This window comes from Shinella sp. CPCC 101442 (assembly GCF_024704725.1).
Classification (GTDB): domain Bacteria; phylum Pseudomonadota; class Alphaproteobacteria; order Rhizobiales; family Rhizobiaceae; genus Shinella.
This window is the reverse complement of sequence record NZ_JALIQS010000014.1, coordinates 51,187-71,297: the sequence shown is the minus strand read 5'-3', so window position 1 is coordinate 71,297 and position 20,111 is coordinate 51,187. Positions and strand designations below refer to the sequence as shown.

Genomic DNA, 20,111 nt, shown 5'->3' with positions numbered 1-20,111 from the left:
TCTCCGCCCTCGCTCTGGCCGCAACCGTCATCTTCTGGCTGTGATTAACGAGTACTGACCCTAAGGTGATTTTTGGACCAGCGTCTGGCTGTTTAGTTAGGATATTTCTTCGGCTTTTATAACGGTTTCGCACAGTTGTGGGGAACCATGGCTGCAGTTGCATGTTTTCTAATCGATGCGGGATTGCCCGCTCATAAGGAGAAAAACATGTTGACCAAACTCGCCACGATTGCCGCAGCCGCCACGCTCCTAAGCATTTCGGCTCTCGCCCAAACCAACAGCGGCGACGCCGCCGAGACCACCAACGCCGGTGACCAGGCCCAGATGCAAATGGATGAAGCTACCGGCAACGTCTTCTACAGCGACATGAAGGCACGCACACTACGGCCTGAGGCCGAGTGGTCGAAGAACTGGGCCGGCCTGAAGGATGAACAGCGCGCCAAAATGAAGTCGGACTGTTCGACCAACGGCGCTATGAACCGCAGTGAAGGTGACACCCGCGTCTGCGACTGGGCCGGCAACAACTAGCCGATTCCTGATGCCGATGAATGAGGCTCCGAGTAACTCGGGGCCTTTTTGCATTGCGGCAGGCCCCGCCAGCGAATGCCCCACGCGGGGCTAGGATTAACCCGAAGTCGTTGGTCCAGCGTCTGTGTCAATCGGCGATGTCGTGGGATCGATCTAGTGACCCCAGAACTCAACGGCTCCTCACACAAGTAGCGCTAGCATTAAATTCGCACCAAGCACCTTAACGCAGCAAAGTCGAGACTGCCCTGACTCGCTTCGCGCGCGAAAAACAACCTTCTCGCTGCGCATGGGGGTCCTTCATCACCTGGTGGGAAAGGCGGCCGCCCGAGTGCGGAATGGAGGCGGCCGTTATCAGAGCCAACGCGCCGTCGCAGCAGATGACCCCACTCGGACTTTTGTCAAACAACTGGTCATCTCCGCCAGCCGGGCCTTCGTTCACGACACGCCGCTCGCCCGCCTGGCGTCGGACCATCTCCCGCTCTGTGCTGACCTGGAAATCGCGTGATGTGGCACGAGGCACCCTTTCGCGCGCTGAGGACGGCGCACACGCTGGACGGTGGTTGCGTGGCGGGCCATCGATACGGATCCAACCTCGTCAGATCTTAAGGTGGAAAGCTTAAAGTCGAGCCGAGCTCGTCTGTGGCTAGAAGGATCAGTGAAAGGTCGCCGATAGGTGCGGAGATGCTGAAGCCCACGACCAATTTGCAAAACCGGTTGGCTGTTCCCCAGAAAATGCGAGGGAACAATCGTTGCTGAAATCAGGTGGTCCGAGCAAGACCCATGTGCTGAACCTGCTGCATCGCCTCGTCGACGACAACCTCTTGAGATGCAATTACACCATGTGCACCATGGCCGACCAGTGTGCTCGATGGGCATAGATACGCTGCGTTCACTGCCGGACGAAGAGGTTCCGCGTGCGGAAGAGCATGGAGCAGGCCTGCTGGGATTCAGTCTTCGGAACGACGAGTCGCCTCGACGGCCGAGGCCCTGCTTCAACGATCGCTTCTGCATCGGCCGCATCACTCTTCTGCCGTTTGGCAAAGGGCTTAACGTAGACCGGCGGGATCAAGCGAACATCATGGCCAAGTTTGACTATCTCACGAGCCGAGTAATCCGCGGTGCCGCAGTCCTCGACGCGACTTGGACGCGAGACAGTTTCCTGCGCAAGACCACACTTGCATGGCATCTGGCGGCATCAACCTGACACACACGCTTTGCAAGGTTCAGGCCAACGATGCTAAATTCTTCTAGTCTAAGGTGTCCAGGGTTCAAGCCCGGCGGTGGCCTCCAGCGTGTCACATAAACATCATCCAGCCACCACCGTGCGTTTCTTGAGCCATCGAAACACACTGATTTCTTCTTCATCCAACCATCGCAGCAGTCGTTCACTTGTGCTTTTTAGTTTGAGAACGTCACGCAGCATACCTGACTGAAAGTCCTCGATTACCGCAGGATGGATGTAGGACGACCGGCAGACTGCACGCGTGTTGACGAGCTTGGCGGCCACGGAATCGATCGCTGTATTGAGCTGGCGGTTCAGTTCGCGCCTGGTCACGGCCACCTCGAGCGCCGCCAGCACTTCGACGGCCATGCAGGTGGCGCCCCATGTGCGGAACTGTTTCGAACTAAAATCGTCACCGGTCGCGTCACGGATGTAGTCGTTGACATCGTGTGAGGAAATTGCGCGGCGGCCACCGTCATCGCACATGTACTGGAAGAGGTGCTGACCTGGTAGCTCCTGCAATTTCCGAACAACGTTGGCGATACGCCGGTCATGGTGCGTCAGATTCCATTCCTTGCCGGACTTGCCTTTGAAGCGGAACTTCAGGCTACCACCCTCCACCTTGACGTGCCGGCTTCGCAGAGTCGTAAGACCGTAGGACTTATTGGCCTCCGCATAGGCCGCGTTGCCAACTCGGATGTAGAGATTGTCCAGCATCCACACGACCGTGGCCAGCGCCTTTTCCACGCCCAGACTACGAGAACGGAGATCGTGTTCGACACGTTCGCGTAGATCGGGCAGGCGACCGGCGAAGTCGACGAGCCGTTCGAATTTTGCCTTGTCGCGCTCGGCATGCCAGTCCGGGTGATAGCGGTACTGGCGCCGGCCTCGCGAGTCCCTCCCGATGGCTTGGAGATGTGAGAAGGGATTGGTCGAAATGACGACATCGGTGTAGGCCGGTGGTATTGCTAGCGCGTTCAGCCGTTTGATTTCTTCCGCCTCTTTTATACGCCGACCGTCCGGACGATAATAAAGAAACCCGTTCGCGCCGGATATGCGCGTGATGCCGGTATCCAATTCCGGCACGTAGACGAGCCCAGACCTCAGCTTGGCTTCCGTCACGGTCTTGTCAATTTTCGTGATGATCTCGTTCATCTCGCGTTAACTCGCGGATCGAACGGGTGTTCCTCCACCTTTGGGGATTAGACGGCGCTTACTAGTCCGAGATCCACACCCATCGATCGTCGGGTCATCCGAACCATTCGTGGCAGATTACTCAATTGACTACGAAATAGTCGTATCACGCCTTGGAGAACGGGCGAACGGCGTGCCAAGACCCATTAAGCGAGATCACAAACCGAGAAGTAAAGATCACGTTGATAAAAGCGTCTATGCCTCGTAGCGGACTGGTTACGCACGAGACTGCAAATCCTGTCAGCCTAATTCAAACCCCGAAGAGAGGCTTTCAGATTTCCTACGACACAGCGCCTTGCAATTCACGGCGTTCTAGCCGCTCAGGCCGCAAGCTTGCCGATCTGCACTATATCCTCGCGAAAGCGCGCCAGCTCCTCATCTCGCCTTACTTGATCGGGAATTCGCAACAGGTAAGACGGATGGACGGTCACGAACAGCGTCCGTGTCGCATCCATAACGATTGGCCGACTACGAACGTCTTCCACGCGGTCCTTGCGATCCGTCAGCGAGAAGAGCGCCGTCCCCCCCATTGCCACAACGAGCTTTGGTTTGACTAGATCCATTTCACGCGTCAACCACCAGCGGCACTGCTCCACTTCGCCTTCATTGGGTCGTTGATGGATGCGTCGCTTTCCCCTCGGCACGTATTTGAAATGCTTGACCGCGTTGGTGACGTAGAGGGTGTTCCGGTCGAGACCGGCAAGAGACAGAGCCTCATCGAACACGCGGCCAGCAGGCCCGACAAACGGCCGCCCCGCAAGATCCTCCTGATCGCCGGGCTGCTCACCGACGATCATGACTTTTGCGTCGACAGGTCCTTCTCCGAACACCGTCTGTGTCGCCCGACAGTAGAGATCACAGCGCGTACAGCGTCTAGCCTCCTGACGCAGCGCCTCGATCGTGCCGGCTTCGGTTACCGATGCCTCCGGCACCCGCGCCGCAGCTTCCTGGAGGCGATGATGAAAGGGACGAGGTTCGGTTGCTTGCCGCCGCCCCATATCAATGAGCTTGGCTTCCGCGCCGGCGATAAGACGCGGAATGAGTTCTGCCTCCGGCAGGTTTTTCCAGTACTTTTTTGGCATCTCCGTCATCATCATCTTCACCTTCAATCGTGCCGGATTGAAAATCGAAGCGTAATAGATGCGCCAGAGTTCGTCGGTCTCATCGGAGATATCACGCTTTTGCGCCGGCTCGGTCGACGTCAACAACGTTTTGCCGTCCCAGGATGCCGAACCGCGTGGCGTAGCGATGATCCAGTCCATGTCGTTGAACCGCCGTTGAAAAAATGGTGCAACGCGCGCTACGATGAAGTGGTCGGGTTCGAACCAGGCGAGAAAGCACCGCCGGCCAGCGACGCCGATGGGCAGGTGGATTTCCTTAAAACGGACGAAGGCCGTCATCTTGTGATAATCGCGACCGACGGATTTTTGCATGCGATGGGCCAACGCGACGTCAGCGTCAGTCTTGACGTCCAACAAATGCCGTTCTGCTTTCAGGCGAAAAAGAAGTCGATAAAGCAGAGCAAATCGCCCGGGATCGGAGTGACAGACGACAGCATCTGCCAGCCGAATGAAGGCCGGTGGGACCGACATTTGTGCTGCGGCGTTGGTGGAAACGGCCGGGAAGCTCTCCAGATTGGCTATGTCGTTTGTTCCAGCACCAAACAGCCCCTGCTCTTCGCTTCTCAGCCGCCAATCAATCATCTGGGGTTGGAGGTCAGCCGCCAAGAACCGTCGCGCCGCGTCGCGCCATTCGGACAGGTCGCCACGTCCTTCAAGAAAGCAGGTTTCGCTCATAGCAAGGACAGCTGTTCCGGTTTAGGCATGAACATCGATCGCAGATCGGCGCGATCGATCAGACGGTGTGGGGTCCAGTCCTCTGCGATGATGAATGTTTGCACCTTTTTCAACGACACGCCGAGCCGTGCGACGTCCTCCAGCCGCAACCGCTTGAAGCGCCGTGTCGATAGAATGGACTTTACGGTCTTGGTCCCAAACCCGGGCACACGCAGAAGGGTTTCTTTGTCAGTGCGATTGATATCTACGGGAAAGCGGTCCCGATGTCCGAGCGCCCAGGCCAGTTTTGGATCGAGGTCGAGATCAAGCATGCCGTCAGGCCGTGACGAGGTAATTTCCGAGATGTCGAACCCGTAGAAACGGTACAGCCAGTCTGCTTGGTAAAGGCGATGCTCACGCATCAACGGCGGTTTGATCAGCGGTAAGTTTTTCGAGGAGTCGGGGATTGGGCTGAAAGCGGAGTAATAGACGCGCTTCAGACCGTAGCTGCCGTAGAGTCGTGCACTTGTGCCGAGGATAGTGGCGTCGTCGGCCGCATCGGCGCCGACGATCATCTGCGTGCTTTGCCCGGCCGGTGCAAACTTCTTCCGCCGCTTGGTCTGCAATGTCGGCTCGGCCATTTCTTCGATTTTCAGGCGCAGATTGCCCATCGACTGGCGAATGTTGTCCGGACGTTTTTCCGGCGCCAACTTTCCGATCCCGGCATCGGTCGGCAGTTCGATGTTGATCGAAAGGCGGTCGGCATACAGCCCCGCTTCCTCAATCAGTTGCGGCGATGCCTCCGGAATGGATTTGAGATGAATGTAGCCGCGGAAGTTGTGCATTGTGCGCAGCTCGCGGGCGATCCTAACCATCTCCTCCATCGTATGGTCGGAAGAGCGAATAATACCCGAGGACAGAAACAGGCCTTCGATGTAGTTCCGTCGATAGAATTCGAGGGTCAACCAGATAACTTCCTCGACCGAAAACCGTGCACGCTCGACATTGCTAGAGGACCGATTGATGCAATACGCACAGTCGTAGATGCAGAAATTGGTCATCAGGATCTTGAGGAGCGAGATGCATCGCCCGTCCGGCGCGTAAGCGTGACAGATGCCGGAGCCCTCCGTCGACCCCAACCCCCCGGTAGCGGAGGAATTTCGTTTCACCGTCCCGCTAGAAGCACAGGACGCGTCATACTTTGCCGCATCCGAGAGGATAGCTAAGCGGTCTCTAAGCGACTTCTTCATGGCTTTGTTCACTAAATGTTCACATCGCATTTGTCAATGACATCGGAAGCACACACGCGACACGTGCTAGGCCGTCGACTTGCTCGCATACCGAACCCATCTATTGGGCAAGCCGAAAATCCAAGATGCTACCGTTGAATTATCGAAAACATGGACTTTGTCGTCCGCCGCCACGTTCGGTTCGTCTTTTCGTATCGGGAGCTTGTTCCCGCCTCGAAAAAGGCGCTGTCGCTCGACGACAACGACACAACTCTCACGATGCCAGCGAGCGAAAAAGCAGCGTTCAACGGAGCGGCATCCACCGTCACACAAGCGATGGAGGGCATCGAAGATCTCCTCATTCTCCCCCGTGAAATCCAGGATATCCTTGGGATCAAGGCTTTGGCCGAGAGCTTCTTCAATCTCCTGTAGCGAGAGCGGATACGCCGCAAGGTCTACCGTTCACGCGATGAAGCTCGCCAGGACGTGTTCGATTACATCGAGATGTTCTACAATCCGAAACGCAAACATCTCAGAAACGGGATGCTGTCGCCCGTCGGGTTTGAGAATCAGCAGAAAATCCAACCCAAGGTGGCTACGAAACTCGGGGCTATTTAGCTCGACAAATCTCGCAGCAATCAATGCTAACAATCCGCATGCGACGGCCTCTGCTTGCCGCGCACATGCAGGGTGGCTGCGGAGATCGCAGAAACAATACTCTTCCTGACTATCAAAATGAAAACGAAACCGCCAAAGCTAGCCGTTCCCGGCTGATCGAATCGTTATTAAGCCGCGGCACTAAACCCACGCTGTGCACTTGTCGCCGTGCCCAGCTCGAACTGGTTCAGCAACTGGTTCAGCGCCTGAACTTCCGTGGCCAGTGTATGACTTGCAGCGGTGGTTTCCTCGACCATCGCAGCGTTCTTCTGCGTGTCCTGGTCCATCTGATTTACCGCCGTGTTGATCTGCTGCAGACCCGACGACTGTTCCTGCGCAGATTCGACAATCGCACTGACATGCTGATTGATTTCCTGCACTTCCGCCACGATGGCATCAAGCGCCTTGCCGGTGTTGCCAACCAATTGAACTCCTTCGTCTACCTGCTGATTCGATGTCGTAATCAGGGCCTTGATCTCCTTTGCGGCATTTGCCGAACGCTGAGCGAGTTCACGCACCTCCTGAGCCACGACCGCAAAACCCTTGCCGGCGTCACCCGCACGCGCCGCTTCCACACCGGCATTGAGGGCTAGAAGATTGGTCTGGAAAGCAATCTCATCGATCACCCCGATAATGTTCGAGATCTGGCCGGAGGAGTGCTCGATGCGCTCCATGGCTATCACGGCCCGCCGCACTACCTCGCCGGAACGCTCCGCGCCCACGCGGGTTCGGGCAACGAGCTGGCCAGCCTCATGGGCCCGCTTGGCCGCATCCTTCACTGTGGTGGTGATCTCTTCGAGAGCGGCGGCCGTTTCTTCAACAGCCGCTGCTTGTTGCTCGGTGCGCCTCGCCAAATCGTCCGCCGCAGACCGGATTTCGTTAGCGCCCGCGTCAATACCACGGGCATTTTCCGATACGCGAATAAGGGCATCCTGCAGCTTCTCGGCCGAGCTGTTGAAGTCGTTGCGCACGTCGTCGAGCTGCGCCACGAAGGGCTGCCGGATACGGCAGGAAACGTCACCGTCTGCCAACCTGGCCAATGCATGGGCAAGATTGTCGACGGCAAACTTAATATCGACAGCCTCCTTCGCAGCGTTGCGCTCACGGGCAATGCGTTCGTCTTCGTTGAGACTGCGGTTCGACGCCGCCTCCCGCTCAAGTCGTGCCTTTTCCCGGTTGTTTTCCAGCAACACTTCAAGCGAGCGTGCGAGGTCGCCAATCTCGTCCTTGACCTGGTTATCCTTCAAGTTGAGTTCAAGCTCCCCCTGCGCGATCCGCGCCGTCTCGCCAATGACGTTCGATATACGCCCAATGAAGCGACGTGCTATCAGCCAACCGGCGAGCGCGAGCAACACCGCCGCCACCAAGATGGTGGCGACCGCATCACGCATCATCGCATTCATCTGCGCGAATACCGTGCTCTTCGGCACCGAGACGATTGCGTACCACGTCATGTCCGGACTCAGAGCGACCGGCGATGCAATCGCGAAATGGACTGAGCCGTCCTGCGCGACGATTTCTTTCTCGATACCGGGGTTTGCTATAAGTTGGTCCCAGCCGGCCGTCTCTGCGCCGCCTTCTGCCAGTCCCCTACCAATGAGAGCAGCATTTGGATGCCCGATGATCTTGCCCGCCTTCGTCACAAGGCTGAGAAAACCTGTCTCCATCGGGCGAACTTTTGCAAGCGCCTTGCTCGTCTCCTGCAGCGACAGGTCGAGGCCAGCAACGCCGACGACCTTGCCATCGATGACGATGGGCTTGGCAATAGAGGTGATCAACACGTCCTTACCGTCGATGGCATAGGGATAGGGCTCAATCACAACGGTCTTTTTTTGCGTGAAGGGCAATTGGTAGTAATCGCCCGGCCCGGCGGTCGCGTAATCGGTCAATGCCGTGTTGCTGATTTTACCGTCACCGCCCCGTACCCAGTAGGGAACATAGCGGCCGGTTGCGTCATAACCGGTCGTATTGACGAAACTGGCATCCTTGCCGTCAAAGGCATCCGGCTCCCAACCGGTCCAGAGAGCGAGTACATTCGGATTGTTTTCCAGCATATGCCGGATGACTTGGTCAGCCTTGTTGCGGTCGACATCGCCGGCCTGCTTCATGGTCTCCAGCACTGAGCCAAGTCCGTTGATAATATGAGCGGTCCCGCCGATGTTCTTTTCCGACGTCAATGCTTCTGTCTGTGCAATCTGTCGCATGCGCTCCAGGCTGCTGCTTCTCGCATCCTCATAAGCACGATAAAACAGAACGGATGACGCCACTATGGTTGCAGCAACGCCGCATAATGCAACCGAAAATATATTGCGCCCGGTGGTCGATCTAAACAGCATTTCGCCCTCTTTATTTTTTATCTAATTCTCCTCGGTCCACTCAGAGCCCGAAGCAAACATTTATCCCAAGAAAAAGAGTAAAATTTTATCTTTAATAAATTGCTCTACGGTCTCACCACGGCACACCCGGGTTCGATGTGGCCGGGGGTTTTGTTGCGTGGGGATTGAAGAGGAACGTCTGAGGCGGTGTGATTCCCGGAGGCTGATCAATGGCAAGGCTCCCGGTCAGCAGCCGCGGTTGAATGACCAGCAGCGTGCGGCCCTGGAGTAAGTCATCGCGCAGGCCCTACACATTATCTCGACGGTGTCGTCCGCTGTGTTTGTGCGATCTGGCGAAGTGCTTTGGGAAGGGTTGCGCGTTTCGGGCAAAAATAACAAGGACACTCGCGGGGCTTGGCGCGGAACACGCGCCTTCAGCACCTCACGATCAGCGCGCAAGGTCAGCCTATCTCTTCGGTGCGAGACCGGCGGTCATGTCGCCCACAACACTCGGTTCTGACGGCGACCACTTACAAACTATATGATCTGAAAGTCCGATGCGGACAGCAGATACATATTCGTAAGCAACGCGAACTGGATCGCAGCGGAACCTGAACCACCGCCGTCACCGTCGTAAAAGAGCGCGCCATCATCCGTATCATAGAAGATACGATCGTCGACCTGCATGGCAGAAACATTCTTCCCGGACGAGAAATTCACCGCGTTAAGCGCCAGAGGATAGACGGTCCCCGTCGTATCGGCGGGCCAGGCCGTAAAGGTCTCGTGATTGAGCTGGATTTTGTCACCATTGGCAAAATCCTTGATGATATCGATGCCCAGGGCGCTCGCGGTCAGTGGTCCGGGTGCCCAATAGTCCGCATTGTGTCCACCGAACTGGAATGTATCGGCACCGGCTCCACCGCTCAGCGTATCGACGCCACCGCGGCCGTTCAACACATCGGCACCACCGCCGCCGTTCAATGTGTTGGCAAAACTATCCCCGGTGAATGTGTCGTTGCTGCTGCCACCGTTGATCTGCTCGAAGCCGTAGACGTAATCTTCGACGGCCGCGGATACACCGCCCCGTCGCGCTTCGTAGTAGGCGAGATCCACAGACCAGCCGCCGCTTTCCGTGCGCAAGTCCAGCGTATCGAAGCCGTTGGCGCCATCAAGGAAATCGCTACCGCCCCCGCCGGTGATCGTGTCATTGCCGTAGGAGCCGTAGAGCGAATTGTAGCCGACATCGCCGACGAGCGTGTCGTTACCGCTTCCGGCTTGGATGGACTCAATGGCAGTCAGCTTGTCGTTTGCGACGCCGTTGATGAGCGCCGTCACAGTAGCTCCGTTGTTGAGGGTAACGGAGAGATTTTCCGTGATCCCGAGCAGGCTATACATCGCCATGTCGTTTTCACTGCCGCCATCCAGCGTGTCGATGCCCGCGCCGCCTTCGAGCGTATCGTAACCCGCACCGCCCTTGAGGGTATCGTTACCGCCATTGCCGGTCAGCACGTTGTTGCCGGAATTTCCGGTCAGCTGATCGGCAGCCGATCCGCCCGTCAGGTTTTCGATGCGGACGAGCGTATCCTCGGCCGTCGTGCTGTTGTTGATGTAGGAGTAGGACCGCGTATCACCAGCAGCGAGCGTCACCTTGACGCTCAGGGTCTTGTCGGAGAAGTCGGCCGTATCGGTACCGGTGCCACCATCCAGGAAGTCACGACCAAAGCCGCCCTGCAACAGGTCGTTGCCCGATCCGCCCAGCAAGCCATCATCGCCCAGGCCACCGTAGAACTTGTTGGCAACGCCAATGCCATCACCAGACTCGTAGCCGGTGATCTTGTCCGAGCCGGTAGTACCGATCACGCCTTCTATGTTGTAGAGCGAGTCGCTTTCGACAGGGTTGGCGTCCACTGCGGTGCTGTAGTGGAAAGCCACGCTTTGCTTGGTATTGTCGCTGTTGAACACAAGCACAATGCGGTTGGCACTCTGGGAGAAATCGGCAATATCCGTTTCCGGATAGTAGCTGCCGGTGGTCGTGCCCCCGTCAAGCGTATCGTTGCCGGTGCCACCGGCCAGGGTATCGTCGCCCGAACCGCCCTTCAGCGTGTCCTGGCCAGCGCCACCCCAGAGCTTGTTCATCTGGATATCGCCGATCAGAACATCGTCCCCGCTGCCACCCTTGATGTTTTCGATGCCGTATATCTCATCGGCTGCGATTCTGTTCACCGTGACGGTCTGATAGATCCCGCCGGAATTGACCTTGGTCATGTCGACCTTCACGGCCGCCGTTTCGGCGGAGTAGTCGACGGTGTCTGAACCGTAACCGCCGAGCAGCGTATCGAAACCGGCGCCGCCCTTTAGCGTGTCGTCGCCATCGCCACCGTCGATCTTGTTCTTCAGGCTATCCCCATAGAGGAAATCGTTGCCGCTGCCGCCGACGATGTTTTCGAAGCCGGAAATCTTATCCTCAGTCAGCAGGTCGACAAGCACCGTCACTTCGGTCGACTCCTTGAGTTGAACCGAAACGGACTTGCTGTAGTTTGAGAAATCCACGGTGTCGTGGTCGCCGTTCTGGCCACGCAAGATGTCCTTGCCGCCACCACCGGAAATGTAGTCGTCACCGAAGCCACCTTCGATGATGTTCGCATCGTTGTTGCCGTAGATGTAGTCGGCCTTCGTGCCGCCAAGCACGTTCTCGATGTTGATAAGGATGTCCTCGAAGATCCCGCCTATGAAAGAGGAACCGTTCGACCCCGCCGCCACGAGGTAGCAGTACAAACTCACCACGAGATCAGCGAAATCCGCGGTGTCGGAGCCGGCTCCGCCATCGAGCGTATCCTTGCCCGCGCCGCCCTTCAGCGTATCGTCGCCACCTTCGCCGTAAAGGATGTTCACGCCGGAATTGCCCGTCAGCTTGTCGGCACCGGCACCGCCCTGCAGGTTCTCGACTCCGATGAAGGTATCGTCGGTCACACCATTGACCGTCGCCGTACCGGTTCCCAACCCGTCGAGCGTGGCAATGACCTTCTGCGAGGACGCCTTGTCGAGAAACACCGCCCAGTCGTTGCCGGCACCACCGACGAGAATGTCGATACCGCCCTTCCCCCAGAGCGTGTCGGTCCCACCGTTGCCCGTCAGCGTGTTCTTGCCGGCGTCGCCATAGAGATGGTCGCCACCGGCTCCACCCAACACATTCTCGAAATTGCGGACCTTGTCCTGCAAGACACCTGTCGCGTGCAGGGTCACATCCGAATAGGTGCTGCCATTGAGCGAGACGAAAAGTCCGGTTGTCGCGCCGTAGGCGGTGTAGTCGAGCGTATCGACGTCACCCTCGCCGTCCAAGGTGTCTACGGCGTCGCCACCGGCGATCCGGTCGTTGCCGGCGCCGCCGAGAATGGTATCGACGCCGCCCTTGCCGTTCAGCGTGTCGCCACCTTCATTGCCCTCGATCCGGTTCGCGAAGTCATCGCCCGTCAGCGTATCGCTGACATCGCTGCCGCCGACATTCTCGATGTCGATGAGCGTATCCTTATCTCCCGAAGCGATCGTTGCGATCGTCGTGCCGTCGGAGCTCAGGATCACCGTTACGGCATGCTTCGTGCCCTGGTAATCGGCCGTATCCGTATGATCCCCACCATCCAGCGTGTCGTTTCCGGCGCCGCCCGAGAGCGTATCGTCGCCACCCTTGCCGTAAAGCTTGTCATTGGAGGCGCCGCCATCGAGTTTGTTGGTGGCGGCATTGCCGGTGATTGTGTCCTCGCCCGATCCGCCGACGGCGTTCTCCATCGTCACGCCCTTGGCAATGGCGATGTTGAGTTTCAGGCCGCCAACACTGGAAAAGCTCTCTGCGCTGAGATTGATGGTCTGGCGGTCGCTGTAGCCGGAGAAGTTGAGCGTGTCGCTTTTGCCACCGGCATCCCAGATCGTGAAGACCACCTTGTGCGCCGCGGTGGTGATCTTGTAGACGCCCTTGCCGCCGAAGCCGTAGGTATCGTTCCCGGTGCGCGTCTCCATGTTGGCACCATAGAGGCGCTGGAGAGCCGCGATATCATGCAGCATCAGCGTGCTGGAATAGATCGTCGTGGTCCCATCGACATGGTCAGCGCCGCTATTGACCGCTTCGAAGTAACTCATCACAGAATATTGGAGGGTGTCTTCCTTGTAAGCCGCATTTTTGCTGTAGCTTAGATTGACACCAGGGCCAGCGTTGTAACTTCCGGGATGCGAAAGCCCAAGAGAATGGCCAAGCTCGTGCATCATGGTTTTGAAATCGAAACCGCCAACGGCCACCGCAGGATTTGTGCCCGCTTCCGCATCATTCGTCAGATTGTACCAGAAGTCGCCGTCATTGGAACCAGAGGTGCGATTCTCGGAGCCTACACCGTAGGAAAAACCAGCCGCGTTATCTTTTGAGCTCTTGTAGTTACCTAGTAGCACGGTTGCATTGTTAGAGTAACCTGTCCCCACCCGGTTGAAACTTACACCGCAGACTTCCTCAAAAAGCGCGAGAATAATCTCGGTTTGCTTGATTTGCGTTGCTGTGAAACGGGAAAACGTAGCCCCTTCCTTGCTCGTCGCATCGCCCTGGTAACCGTCTGGGATCGAGGTCCTATATGCGTAAGTGATGGTCGTTCCATCACCCATTTTTGTTCCCCAGAACTCGTTGTCACGCGTAATTTGAAGAGCGGCCTGGTCCGTCGTCTTCGATTTAGTCGGCGCCATTTATCCCCCCCGGAATGCGCATATATTAATACATCATTAATTTAACACATCGCGATACACAAAGGACATGTTCGGGTGGAGACGTCCGGCAGCTTGTCGAGAAAGGAGGTCAGTTCCGGTCCACCCTTGCGGCACTATCTCTTCTGATTGTAGGTAATCCCTCTGTGCTATTAGACTATTAGTTCATTGCAGGGCTGCATGACGAATAAGGCGGGTGGTTCCGCTTCTGTGACCTTGTGCTAGGCGTAACCTGCCTTTCTGGGAGCTGAATTGGAAAGCCGGTCCAATTTACGAAAAGCGAGCGCGCCTCGCTGCTTGACTTTTTTGTAAGAACCCGCGCCGGCCGGCAACTATGACGCCATCATCTCGGCCGCAACCTCGGTCGGCAAGAACGTGTTCCGCGCTGCTTGATTTCGCACAGGTCTCGGAAATCGTCGAGGTCATCAGTGCCGATACGTTCAAGCGTCCGATCTATGCCGACAATGCCATCCAAACGGTGCAAGGTCAAAATCGACCGATGCGGAGAAGGTGACAACCGTTCGCACGGCATCCTTCGCCGCAGCTCCGGAAGGTGCAGCACCTCGATCGAGACCATCCCGGCCGCTGCTAGCCCGGGCTTTCCCATTCACGTGAAGGGCGCACTATCCTTATCGCGTATTGAACACGTTAACGCACTGAGGAGGTGCCAGTTGGCATCAAATTCTCACGAGGCGAATAAGGTCCGACTGTCGATTCACCCCTGTTTTGACGAACACCGATTTCAGGTATTGGCGAGCGGTCCCAACAGATATTGCCATTGCCGCCGCAGCCTCCTTCAGTCTTGCGCCACTGCAGACAAGCGCCGCGAGCTGGGCTTCCCGTTCCGACAAGCCGAATTGTGACGAGAATTGCTCAGCTTTGAAAAGGCTTGTTTTCTCTGGGTCCGTTATCATCAGCACAGCAGACACCGACAGGCCATACCTTTCACCTCCTAACTGGCTGCCCGAAAATACTTTTACCGTGAGCGGGAGCCCGCGTTCCTGTGGAACGGACAAACGGAATAGCGCCGCCGAGCCGAAAACGGGGTGGAGAGTTCTTTTGAAATCGTGATCAGACGCACGCCGTATCGCTGCCTGTAGCGTGATGTCGGTGGCGTTATTCGTTGCTCGCACACGACTGTTGACGCACGACAGACTAGCGCAGTTGGAAAAAAGTGCACCTGCTTCGTGGTTGATGAATACAATCCGTCCCTCCTGATTTAAAAGAACGACCGCCTGGTCAACAAGGTTGAGAACCCCGTAACCTTGTGACTCCCGGTTCCTGCTTGTCTCCATTCGAATTCGTATCTCGTTTGCCTCGATCACGTGCGAGGCTAGAAGATCTATCGTCATCAAATCTTGATTGGAAAAATCAAGCCCCTGTCGGGCGGAGCGGCAGATAAACAGAACAGAGGAGCTTTCTTGGCTTGTCAGCTTGGTGGATGCTCCTAGTCCACCATCTATATGCCGAACGATTTCTTGATAGCGGCTGCTTTCAGTTATCGCTTGGAGCGGTAGAAAATCCGTCACGCGAAACGCTTTGCCTGACGGTATTCGGTTAAATGGCGCGTCTGCGAAATCATTCGCCCAGAGCGGCTCGAGGCTATTCAGCTCATCGCCTGCGAGCCTATTGCAGGCGAGGCGTACATCGGGACCGGACCGGCTCTCACGTGTCAGAATGACATGTTCGGCTCCAACCGCATCACGCAGGATATCTAGGCCGCTATGCGTGGTTGCCTCGTTCGCCCAGCCATAGATAGACCGGATCTTTTCCAGAACGTGTTCAGGTTTCACGCGGCATTACTCCCAGATAGGAATAGCGGAGCTGGTCTAGGCAGGCAATTATGTGTCGGATCACTCGCTTATCGCAAGACATGTTTCAGCATTCAAAGTCGCTGCGTGTCCACAGGAGATAAAAATATGCCTTTTTATATCACCTTGTATGGCGACAACTACGCCAACGTCCTTACGGGCCGCTCATGGATTACAACCGACCCGAGAACCGGCGTAGGTTACAACGATGACAATCAATGGTTTGACACGATCTACGGCCTTGGAGGTAACGATAAACTCTACGGCCTCGGGGGCAACGATACACTTCACGGCGGCGACGGCGATGATCAGTTATTTGGCGGCAGAGGCAATGATCAGCTGTTTGGCGGGCTTGGCAGCGATATTCTGAATGGTGACGAGGGCGACGATACGCTCTACGCCGGGGGTGGAGGATATGATCAACTCTTTGGCGGAACTGGCTGGGATACGTTTTGGGGCGCTGCCGAATACAACAGCGTCATGTGGGGAGATGATGGTGCGGACAGGATGTATGGCGGCACCGGGAACGAAGAGATGCACGGCGGTAACGACGCCGATACGTTGCGAGGCGGTTTTGGCAATGATCAAATGTGGGGTGATCATGGCAAAGATGACATGCAGGGTGGGGACGGCGATGACACCATGTCAGGTGGCGTAGGCGACGACCTGATAGCAGGGGATGCCGGTGCAGACGTTATCTATGGGAACGAAGGCAGAGATAATATTTCCGGTGGGAGTGGCAACGACGTAATCTGGGGCGATGGCGTCAATTTGATCTTCGAGTCCACTTACTATCACAATGACACGATTAATGGTGGGACTGGTAACGATCAAATCTACGGCGGAGTCGGCCTAGACACCCTCAATGGAGGCTCCGGCAGGGACACGATCTATGGCGGCACCGGCGACGATGTAATTGACAGCGGAGATAGTGACAACGGGATGATATTCGTTCTCGGAGACGTCGATTACCTCTATGGCGATGACGGCAATGACAAGATCTACGGCCGCAACGGCACCGACTATCTCTATGGCGGCAGTGGGGGTGATTTGCTGAGTGGTGGTAATGGAAACGACCAGCTTGCTGGCGATTCCGGAAACGACAACCTCTACGGCGATGATGGCGCGGATGCGATACGCGGCGGCACTGGAAACGATAATGTAAACGGTGGCGCTGGAAACGATGCGCTCTGGGGCGACGAGGGCAATGATGGCGTCTATGGAAAGGAAGGCGACGACCAATTATGGGGTGGTGAGGGCAATGACGACATGTGGGGCGACGCTGGCAACGACATTCTGAGAGGCGGAGCCGGCGACGACGTGCTTCACGGGAATGACGGCGACGATATCCTGTTTGGTGATCAAGGGACAAACAGGATATTTGGGGAAAACGGAAACGATCGCTTTATCGCGAGCGATGCGATCGACCATATCAATGGCGGGGCCGGCGTGGATAGCCTGTCCTTTCTCGCCTATCTCTCAGTTGGCGTGTCCGTGAATCTAGCTTCAGGAAAAGGGCTCGCAGGCCACGCACTGGGAGATACTTATGTCGATATCGAGAACGTTGCCGGCAGTTGGGGAGCGGACACTCTTATCGGCAGTGCCGTAGCCAATAAGCTTTTAGGCGATAAGGGGAACGACGCCATTCGTGGTGGCGGTGGGAACGACAGGCTCGAGGGTGGCGACGGTGCCGATTCTCTCAGTGGTGACACAGGAAATGACACTTTGTACGGCGGAGTTGGTAGCGATTCTCTCAGGGGGGGCGCGGGGCGCGATATCATTTTCGGCGGTAGCGGAGCGGATGTTTTCCTCTATTCTTCTACAACAGACAGTGGCAGCGCTGCCGCAACCCGCGACGTTTTGAAAGACTTTGATCGCGCAGAGGGTGATCGTATCAATCTTTCTGGTATAGATGCTTCGGAAATAGCCAGCGGAAATCAGGCGTTCATATTCCGTGGCACAGCGAGCTTTAACGGAGTTGCTGGTGAACTACGTTACAAGGCGACCGATGGTGACGCCTATCTCTATGGAGATACAGATGGCGACAAGACAATCGATTTCTCGATCCAATTCGAGAACATTACTAATCTAATTGCCGCCGATTTTATTCTCTAGGCGAATACCATGAAAATCGCATTCCATTCGGAATTCGTGATGCGGCCGCCGGGCAGCTACTACCTGACATGGAATACTGGACGCAATTTCTCGCAGGCAGCCCACTAGTTTAGGTCTTGGATGAGTCAACTTGGGCGATCAATGGAGCTACCGGTCAAGGTATTGATGAAGGCCTCACACTATCCGTCGCCGGGAGCGACTACCAGTTCAATTTTCCAAATGGCAATACGGCTACGATGTTGGCGTATAAGGCAGCATGCCAAACCTTCGTAGCTAGGTGAGATCAGCAGGATGGCCTTGATGGGGATTTACTCGAGTGATTCAATTTGCTGAGGGGGCCGCTGATTAAGCTATTGAGCGGAGGCAAACCCCGCCACCGCATCAACGCTGAACACCGCAACGCGCGCCCTAGATTGCTTGGGAATAACGCACCGGGATCAGGTTACTGTTAGCAACGCTAGCCCATAAAGGATCGCGGTCATCAGAGCGCTGAGCAACATGCCGCAACTGGCAAGCGAGACATAGTCCGGCGAGACCGCCAAAGTTCGGGCAATCCCCATGGCATGCGAGGAAAGACCGAGGGAGAAGGCCCGCTCCTCCGGGCCGCTCTCGGGCACAAGGTTTTTCCACAGCGCGCTCGAAATGAAAGAGCCACCGACGCCGTTGCACATGACGCAGAGCATGGCGAGATTGTCCCACCCGCCCGTCAGACGCGACAGCGGCAGGGCAACTGCAAGCGTCGTCATCTTCGGTCCCATGCTCGCCAGGTAGGCCTGATTCAAGCCAAGCAGCCAACCGAGCCCGACGGCGGTGAGAATGCCTGTAACCGTCGACGCAAGCGTCGCCAGAAGCATCGCCTGCGCATTCCCACGGATGAGCATCCTTTGCTGCCAGAGCGGCAGAGCGAGCGCCACCGTTGCCAAGCCGACCAGGATTGTCAGCGGCCGGACATGCGCGAGATATTCGCCCGGCGCCACACCCAAGGTCGGCAGAAGAACGCAGAGCACGATGATGCCGAAGAACAGCGGATTGCGAAAGGCGGAGATGCCTAATTTCTCCGTCAAACGCCGGCTGATCAACCAGATCAGGATCGTCGCCGTCAGCCACGCCAGCGAAGGAAGGATGTTATCCATGCTTATTCTTGAAGAGGCAGAAAACCTTGACACCGACGACGAGCGACAGCACGAGCGACACAAAGATCGCGACCAGGATTTTAAGGAGAACCACCGCACCGAACCCATGAAGCGTCAAAAACCCGGCACCCAACGGATAGAGGAACAGCGGAAACTGGCGAAGAAGTGTCTGCCCGGCGGGTTCGACAATACCGACCAGCGACGGCACGCAGCAAAAGCCGAGGAAAAGCAAGGCCAACCCTATGAGCGCGGCAGGTGCCGGCAGGTGCCACCCCATCGCGAGCCCCTCACCCGCCGCCCATGCCGCGAGAATGACGGCAAGAGCACCGATCCATCGGCCGGAGGCCCGAAACCATTCTCTATTCATGCATTCGCCGGGAGCGGAATTTCGGGATGGACCAGGCCTTCCGCTCGCAGGTCCGACCAGAAGCCGGCCGGGATGACGTCGGTGAAATGCTCGACATTCGCTTCGATCTCGGCGGGTTTGACCGCTCCGAAGACGACGGACGCCACCTCCTGTGCGGCCAGGGGAAATTGAAGGGCCGCGGCCGGGAGAGAAACGCCATGCGCCCGGGCGACGTCCGTGAGATTGCGGACCCGCTCGATGATCGAAGGCGAGGCGGCACCATATTCGTACTTCGCGCCTTCGACCGCTCCCGTCGCCAGGATGCCGGAGCTGAATATGCCGCCGACGACGAGGCTCGCACCCCGCTTGCCAGCGCGGGCGGCCTCGTCGAAATAGATGTCATGTTCCAGCAGCGTGTAGCGCGATGCGACGAGGAAGACATCGAGATCGAAACGGTCGAGGAAACGATCGATCATGCCGCGCTCGTTAACCCCGGCGCCGATGGCCTTGATTTCCCCGCTCCGCTTCAATTCCTCCAGCGCCCGATAGCCGCCTTTCTCAAGATCACCGAGACGGGCGTTCAGCTCTTCTTCGCTGCGGAAATAGCCACTGTCGAGGTCATGGATGTAGAGCGCATCTATCCGGTTGATGCCGAGACGCTGCAAGCTGTCCTCATACGAGCGCATGATGGCATCGTAGGTGAAGACGTGGTGGTGCTCGAAAGGCAGGGCTCCGGCCCAGTTCACCGGCTTGAAGGATGCACGGTCGCGCGGCGCGCTCAAGAGGCGGCCGACCTTGCTGGTGAGAACGTAGGAGCCGCGTTCCTTTTCATAGAGCGCGCGGCCCGTCCGGTGCTCGGCCTGCCCGAGGCCATACCAGGGTGCCGTGTCGTAGAGGCGTAGGCCGGAATTCCAAGCCGCTTCGAAGGTTGCGCGGGCGGTCGGCTCGTCGATCGCTTCGTAGACGCCGCCGAGCGGGCAGGTTCCAAGTCCAAGGACGGGAATATGAAGGTTGGTCTGGCCTACGCGCCGGGTTGTATCGGTTCGCAT

The 20,111-nt window shown here is 57.1% G+C and carries 12 protein-coding genes and 3 pseudogenes; 5 read left to right on the top strand and 10 right to left on the bottom strand.

The annotated features are described in order from the left end of the window. Positions 1-207: 207 nt before the first annotated feature. Positions 208-528 (top strand): hypothetical protein, encoded by a 321-nt coding sequence (locus MUO32_RS27830; RefSeq protein WP_257951632.1) that lies wholly within the window; start codon positions 208-210, stop codon positions 526-528. Positions 529-1,420: 892 nt separating this feature from the next. Here MUO32_RS27830 and MUO32_RS29440 read toward each other — a convergent pair. From MUO32_RS29440 to MUO32_RS27810, 4 genes and pseudogenes are all read right to left on the bottom strand, one after another. Next, a pseudogene (locus MUO32_RS29440) lies at positions 1,421-1,663 on the bottom strand (IS110 family transposase); the annotation flags it as partial. A gap of 171 nt (positions 1,664-1,834) precedes the next feature. Further along, positions 1,835-2,905, bottom strand: a complete 1,071-nt coding sequence (locus MUO32_RS27820) for a DNA topoisomerase IB (RefSeq protein ID WP_257951631.1) — start codon at positions 2,903-2,905, stop codon at positions 1,835-1,837. Between the two features lie 359 nt (positions 2,906-3,264). Next, positions 3,265-4,740, bottom strand: coding sequence for a UdgX family uracil-DNA binding protein (locus MUO32_RS27815; RefSeq protein ID WP_257951630.1), 1,476 nt, complete (start codon positions 4,738-4,740; stop codon positions 3,265-3,267). After that, positions 4,737-5,969, bottom strand: coding sequence for a putative DNA modification/repair radical SAM protein (locus MUO32_RS27810; protein WP_257951629.1), 1,233 nt, complete (start codon positions 5,967-5,969; stop codon positions 4,737-4,739). Before MUO32_RS27810 ends, MUO32_RS27815 begins: the two co-directional genes overlap by 4 nt. A gap of 378 nt (positions 5,970-6,347) precedes the next feature. Here MUO32_RS27810 and MUO32_RS27805 point away from each other — a divergent pair. Beyond that, positions 6,348-6,566: pseudogene (locus tag MUO32_RS27805) on the top strand (IS3 family transposase); the annotation flags it as partial. Positions 6,567-6,733: 167 nt separating this feature from the next. Here MUO32_RS27805 and MUO32_RS27800 read toward each other — a convergent pair. Together MUO32_RS27800 and MUO32_RS27795 are read right to left on the bottom strand one after the other, a co-directional pair. Continuing rightward, a complete protein-coding gene (locus tag MUO32_RS27800) occupies positions 6,734-8,941 on the bottom strand; it encodes a methyl-accepting chemotaxis protein (protein ID WP_257951628.1) in 2,208 nt (735 codons plus the stop codon). Positions 8,942-9,457: 516 nt separating this feature from the next. Then, complete coding sequence (locus MUO32_RS27795; RefSeq protein ID WP_257951627.1) at positions 9,458-13,051, bottom strand: M10 family metallopeptidase C-terminal domain-containing protein; 3,594 nt, start codon at positions 13,049-13,051, stop codon at positions 9,458-9,460. Positions 13,052-13,156: 105 nt separating this feature from the next. Between MUO32_RS27795 and MUO32_RS27790 the strand changes: the two genes are divergently transcribed. Continuing rightward, positions 13,157-13,330 (top strand): hypothetical protein, encoded by a 174-nt coding sequence (locus tag MUO32_RS27790; protein ID WP_257951626.1) that lies wholly within the window; start codon positions 13,157-13,159, stop codon positions 13,328-13,330. A 651-nt stretch (positions 13,331-13,981) separates the two neighbouring features. Continuing rightward, positions 13,982-14,292 (top strand): annotated as a pseudogene (locus tag MUO32_RS27785) (electron transfer flavoprotein subunit alpha/FixB family protein); the annotation flags it as partial. Positions 14,293-14,334: 42 nt separating this feature from the next. Here the strand turns inward: MUO32_RS27785 and MUO32_RS27780 are convergent. Further along, on the bottom strand, positions 14,335-15,450 hold the full coding sequence (locus tag MUO32_RS27780; RefSeq protein ID WP_257951625.1) for a helix-turn-helix transcriptional regulator: 1,116 nt from the start codon (positions 15,448-15,450) through the stop codon (positions 14,335-14,337). A gap of 126 nt (positions 15,451-15,576) precedes the next feature. Between MUO32_RS27780 and MUO32_RS27775 the strand changes: the two genes are divergently transcribed. After that, entirely contained in the window at positions 15,577-17,583 is a 2,007-nt protein-coding gene (locus MUO32_RS27775; RefSeq protein ID WP_257951624.1) for a calcium-binding protein, read from the top strand. Positions 17,584-18,020: 437 nt separating this feature from the next. Here the strand turns inward: MUO32_RS27775 and MUO32_RS27770 are convergent, their stop codons facing one another. The 3 genes from MUO32_RS27770 to MUO32_RS27760 are packed head-to-tail and all read right to left on the bottom strand — an operon-like array spanning position 18,021 to position 20,111. Next, positions 18,021-18,716: an LrgB family protein gene (locus MUO32_RS27770; protein WP_257951623.1), complete on the bottom strand. Its 696-nt coding sequence runs from the start codon at positions 18,714-18,716 to the stop codon at positions 18,021-18,023. Further along, the gene (locus MUO32_RS27765) at positions 18,709-19,083 is read right to left on the bottom strand and encodes a CidA/LrgA family protein (protein ID WP_257951622.1); all 375 of its coding nucleotides are present in this window, start codon (positions 19,081-19,083) and stop codon (positions 18,709-18,711) included. Before MUO32_RS27765 ends, MUO32_RS27770 begins: the two co-directional genes overlap by 8 nt. Next, positions 19,080-20,111: an aldo/keto reductase gene (locus tag MUO32_RS27760; protein WP_257951621.1), complete on the bottom strand. Its 1,032-nt coding sequence runs from the start codon at positions 20,109-20,111 to the stop codon at positions 19,080-19,082. Before MUO32_RS27760 ends, MUO32_RS27765 begins: the two co-directional genes overlap by 4 nt.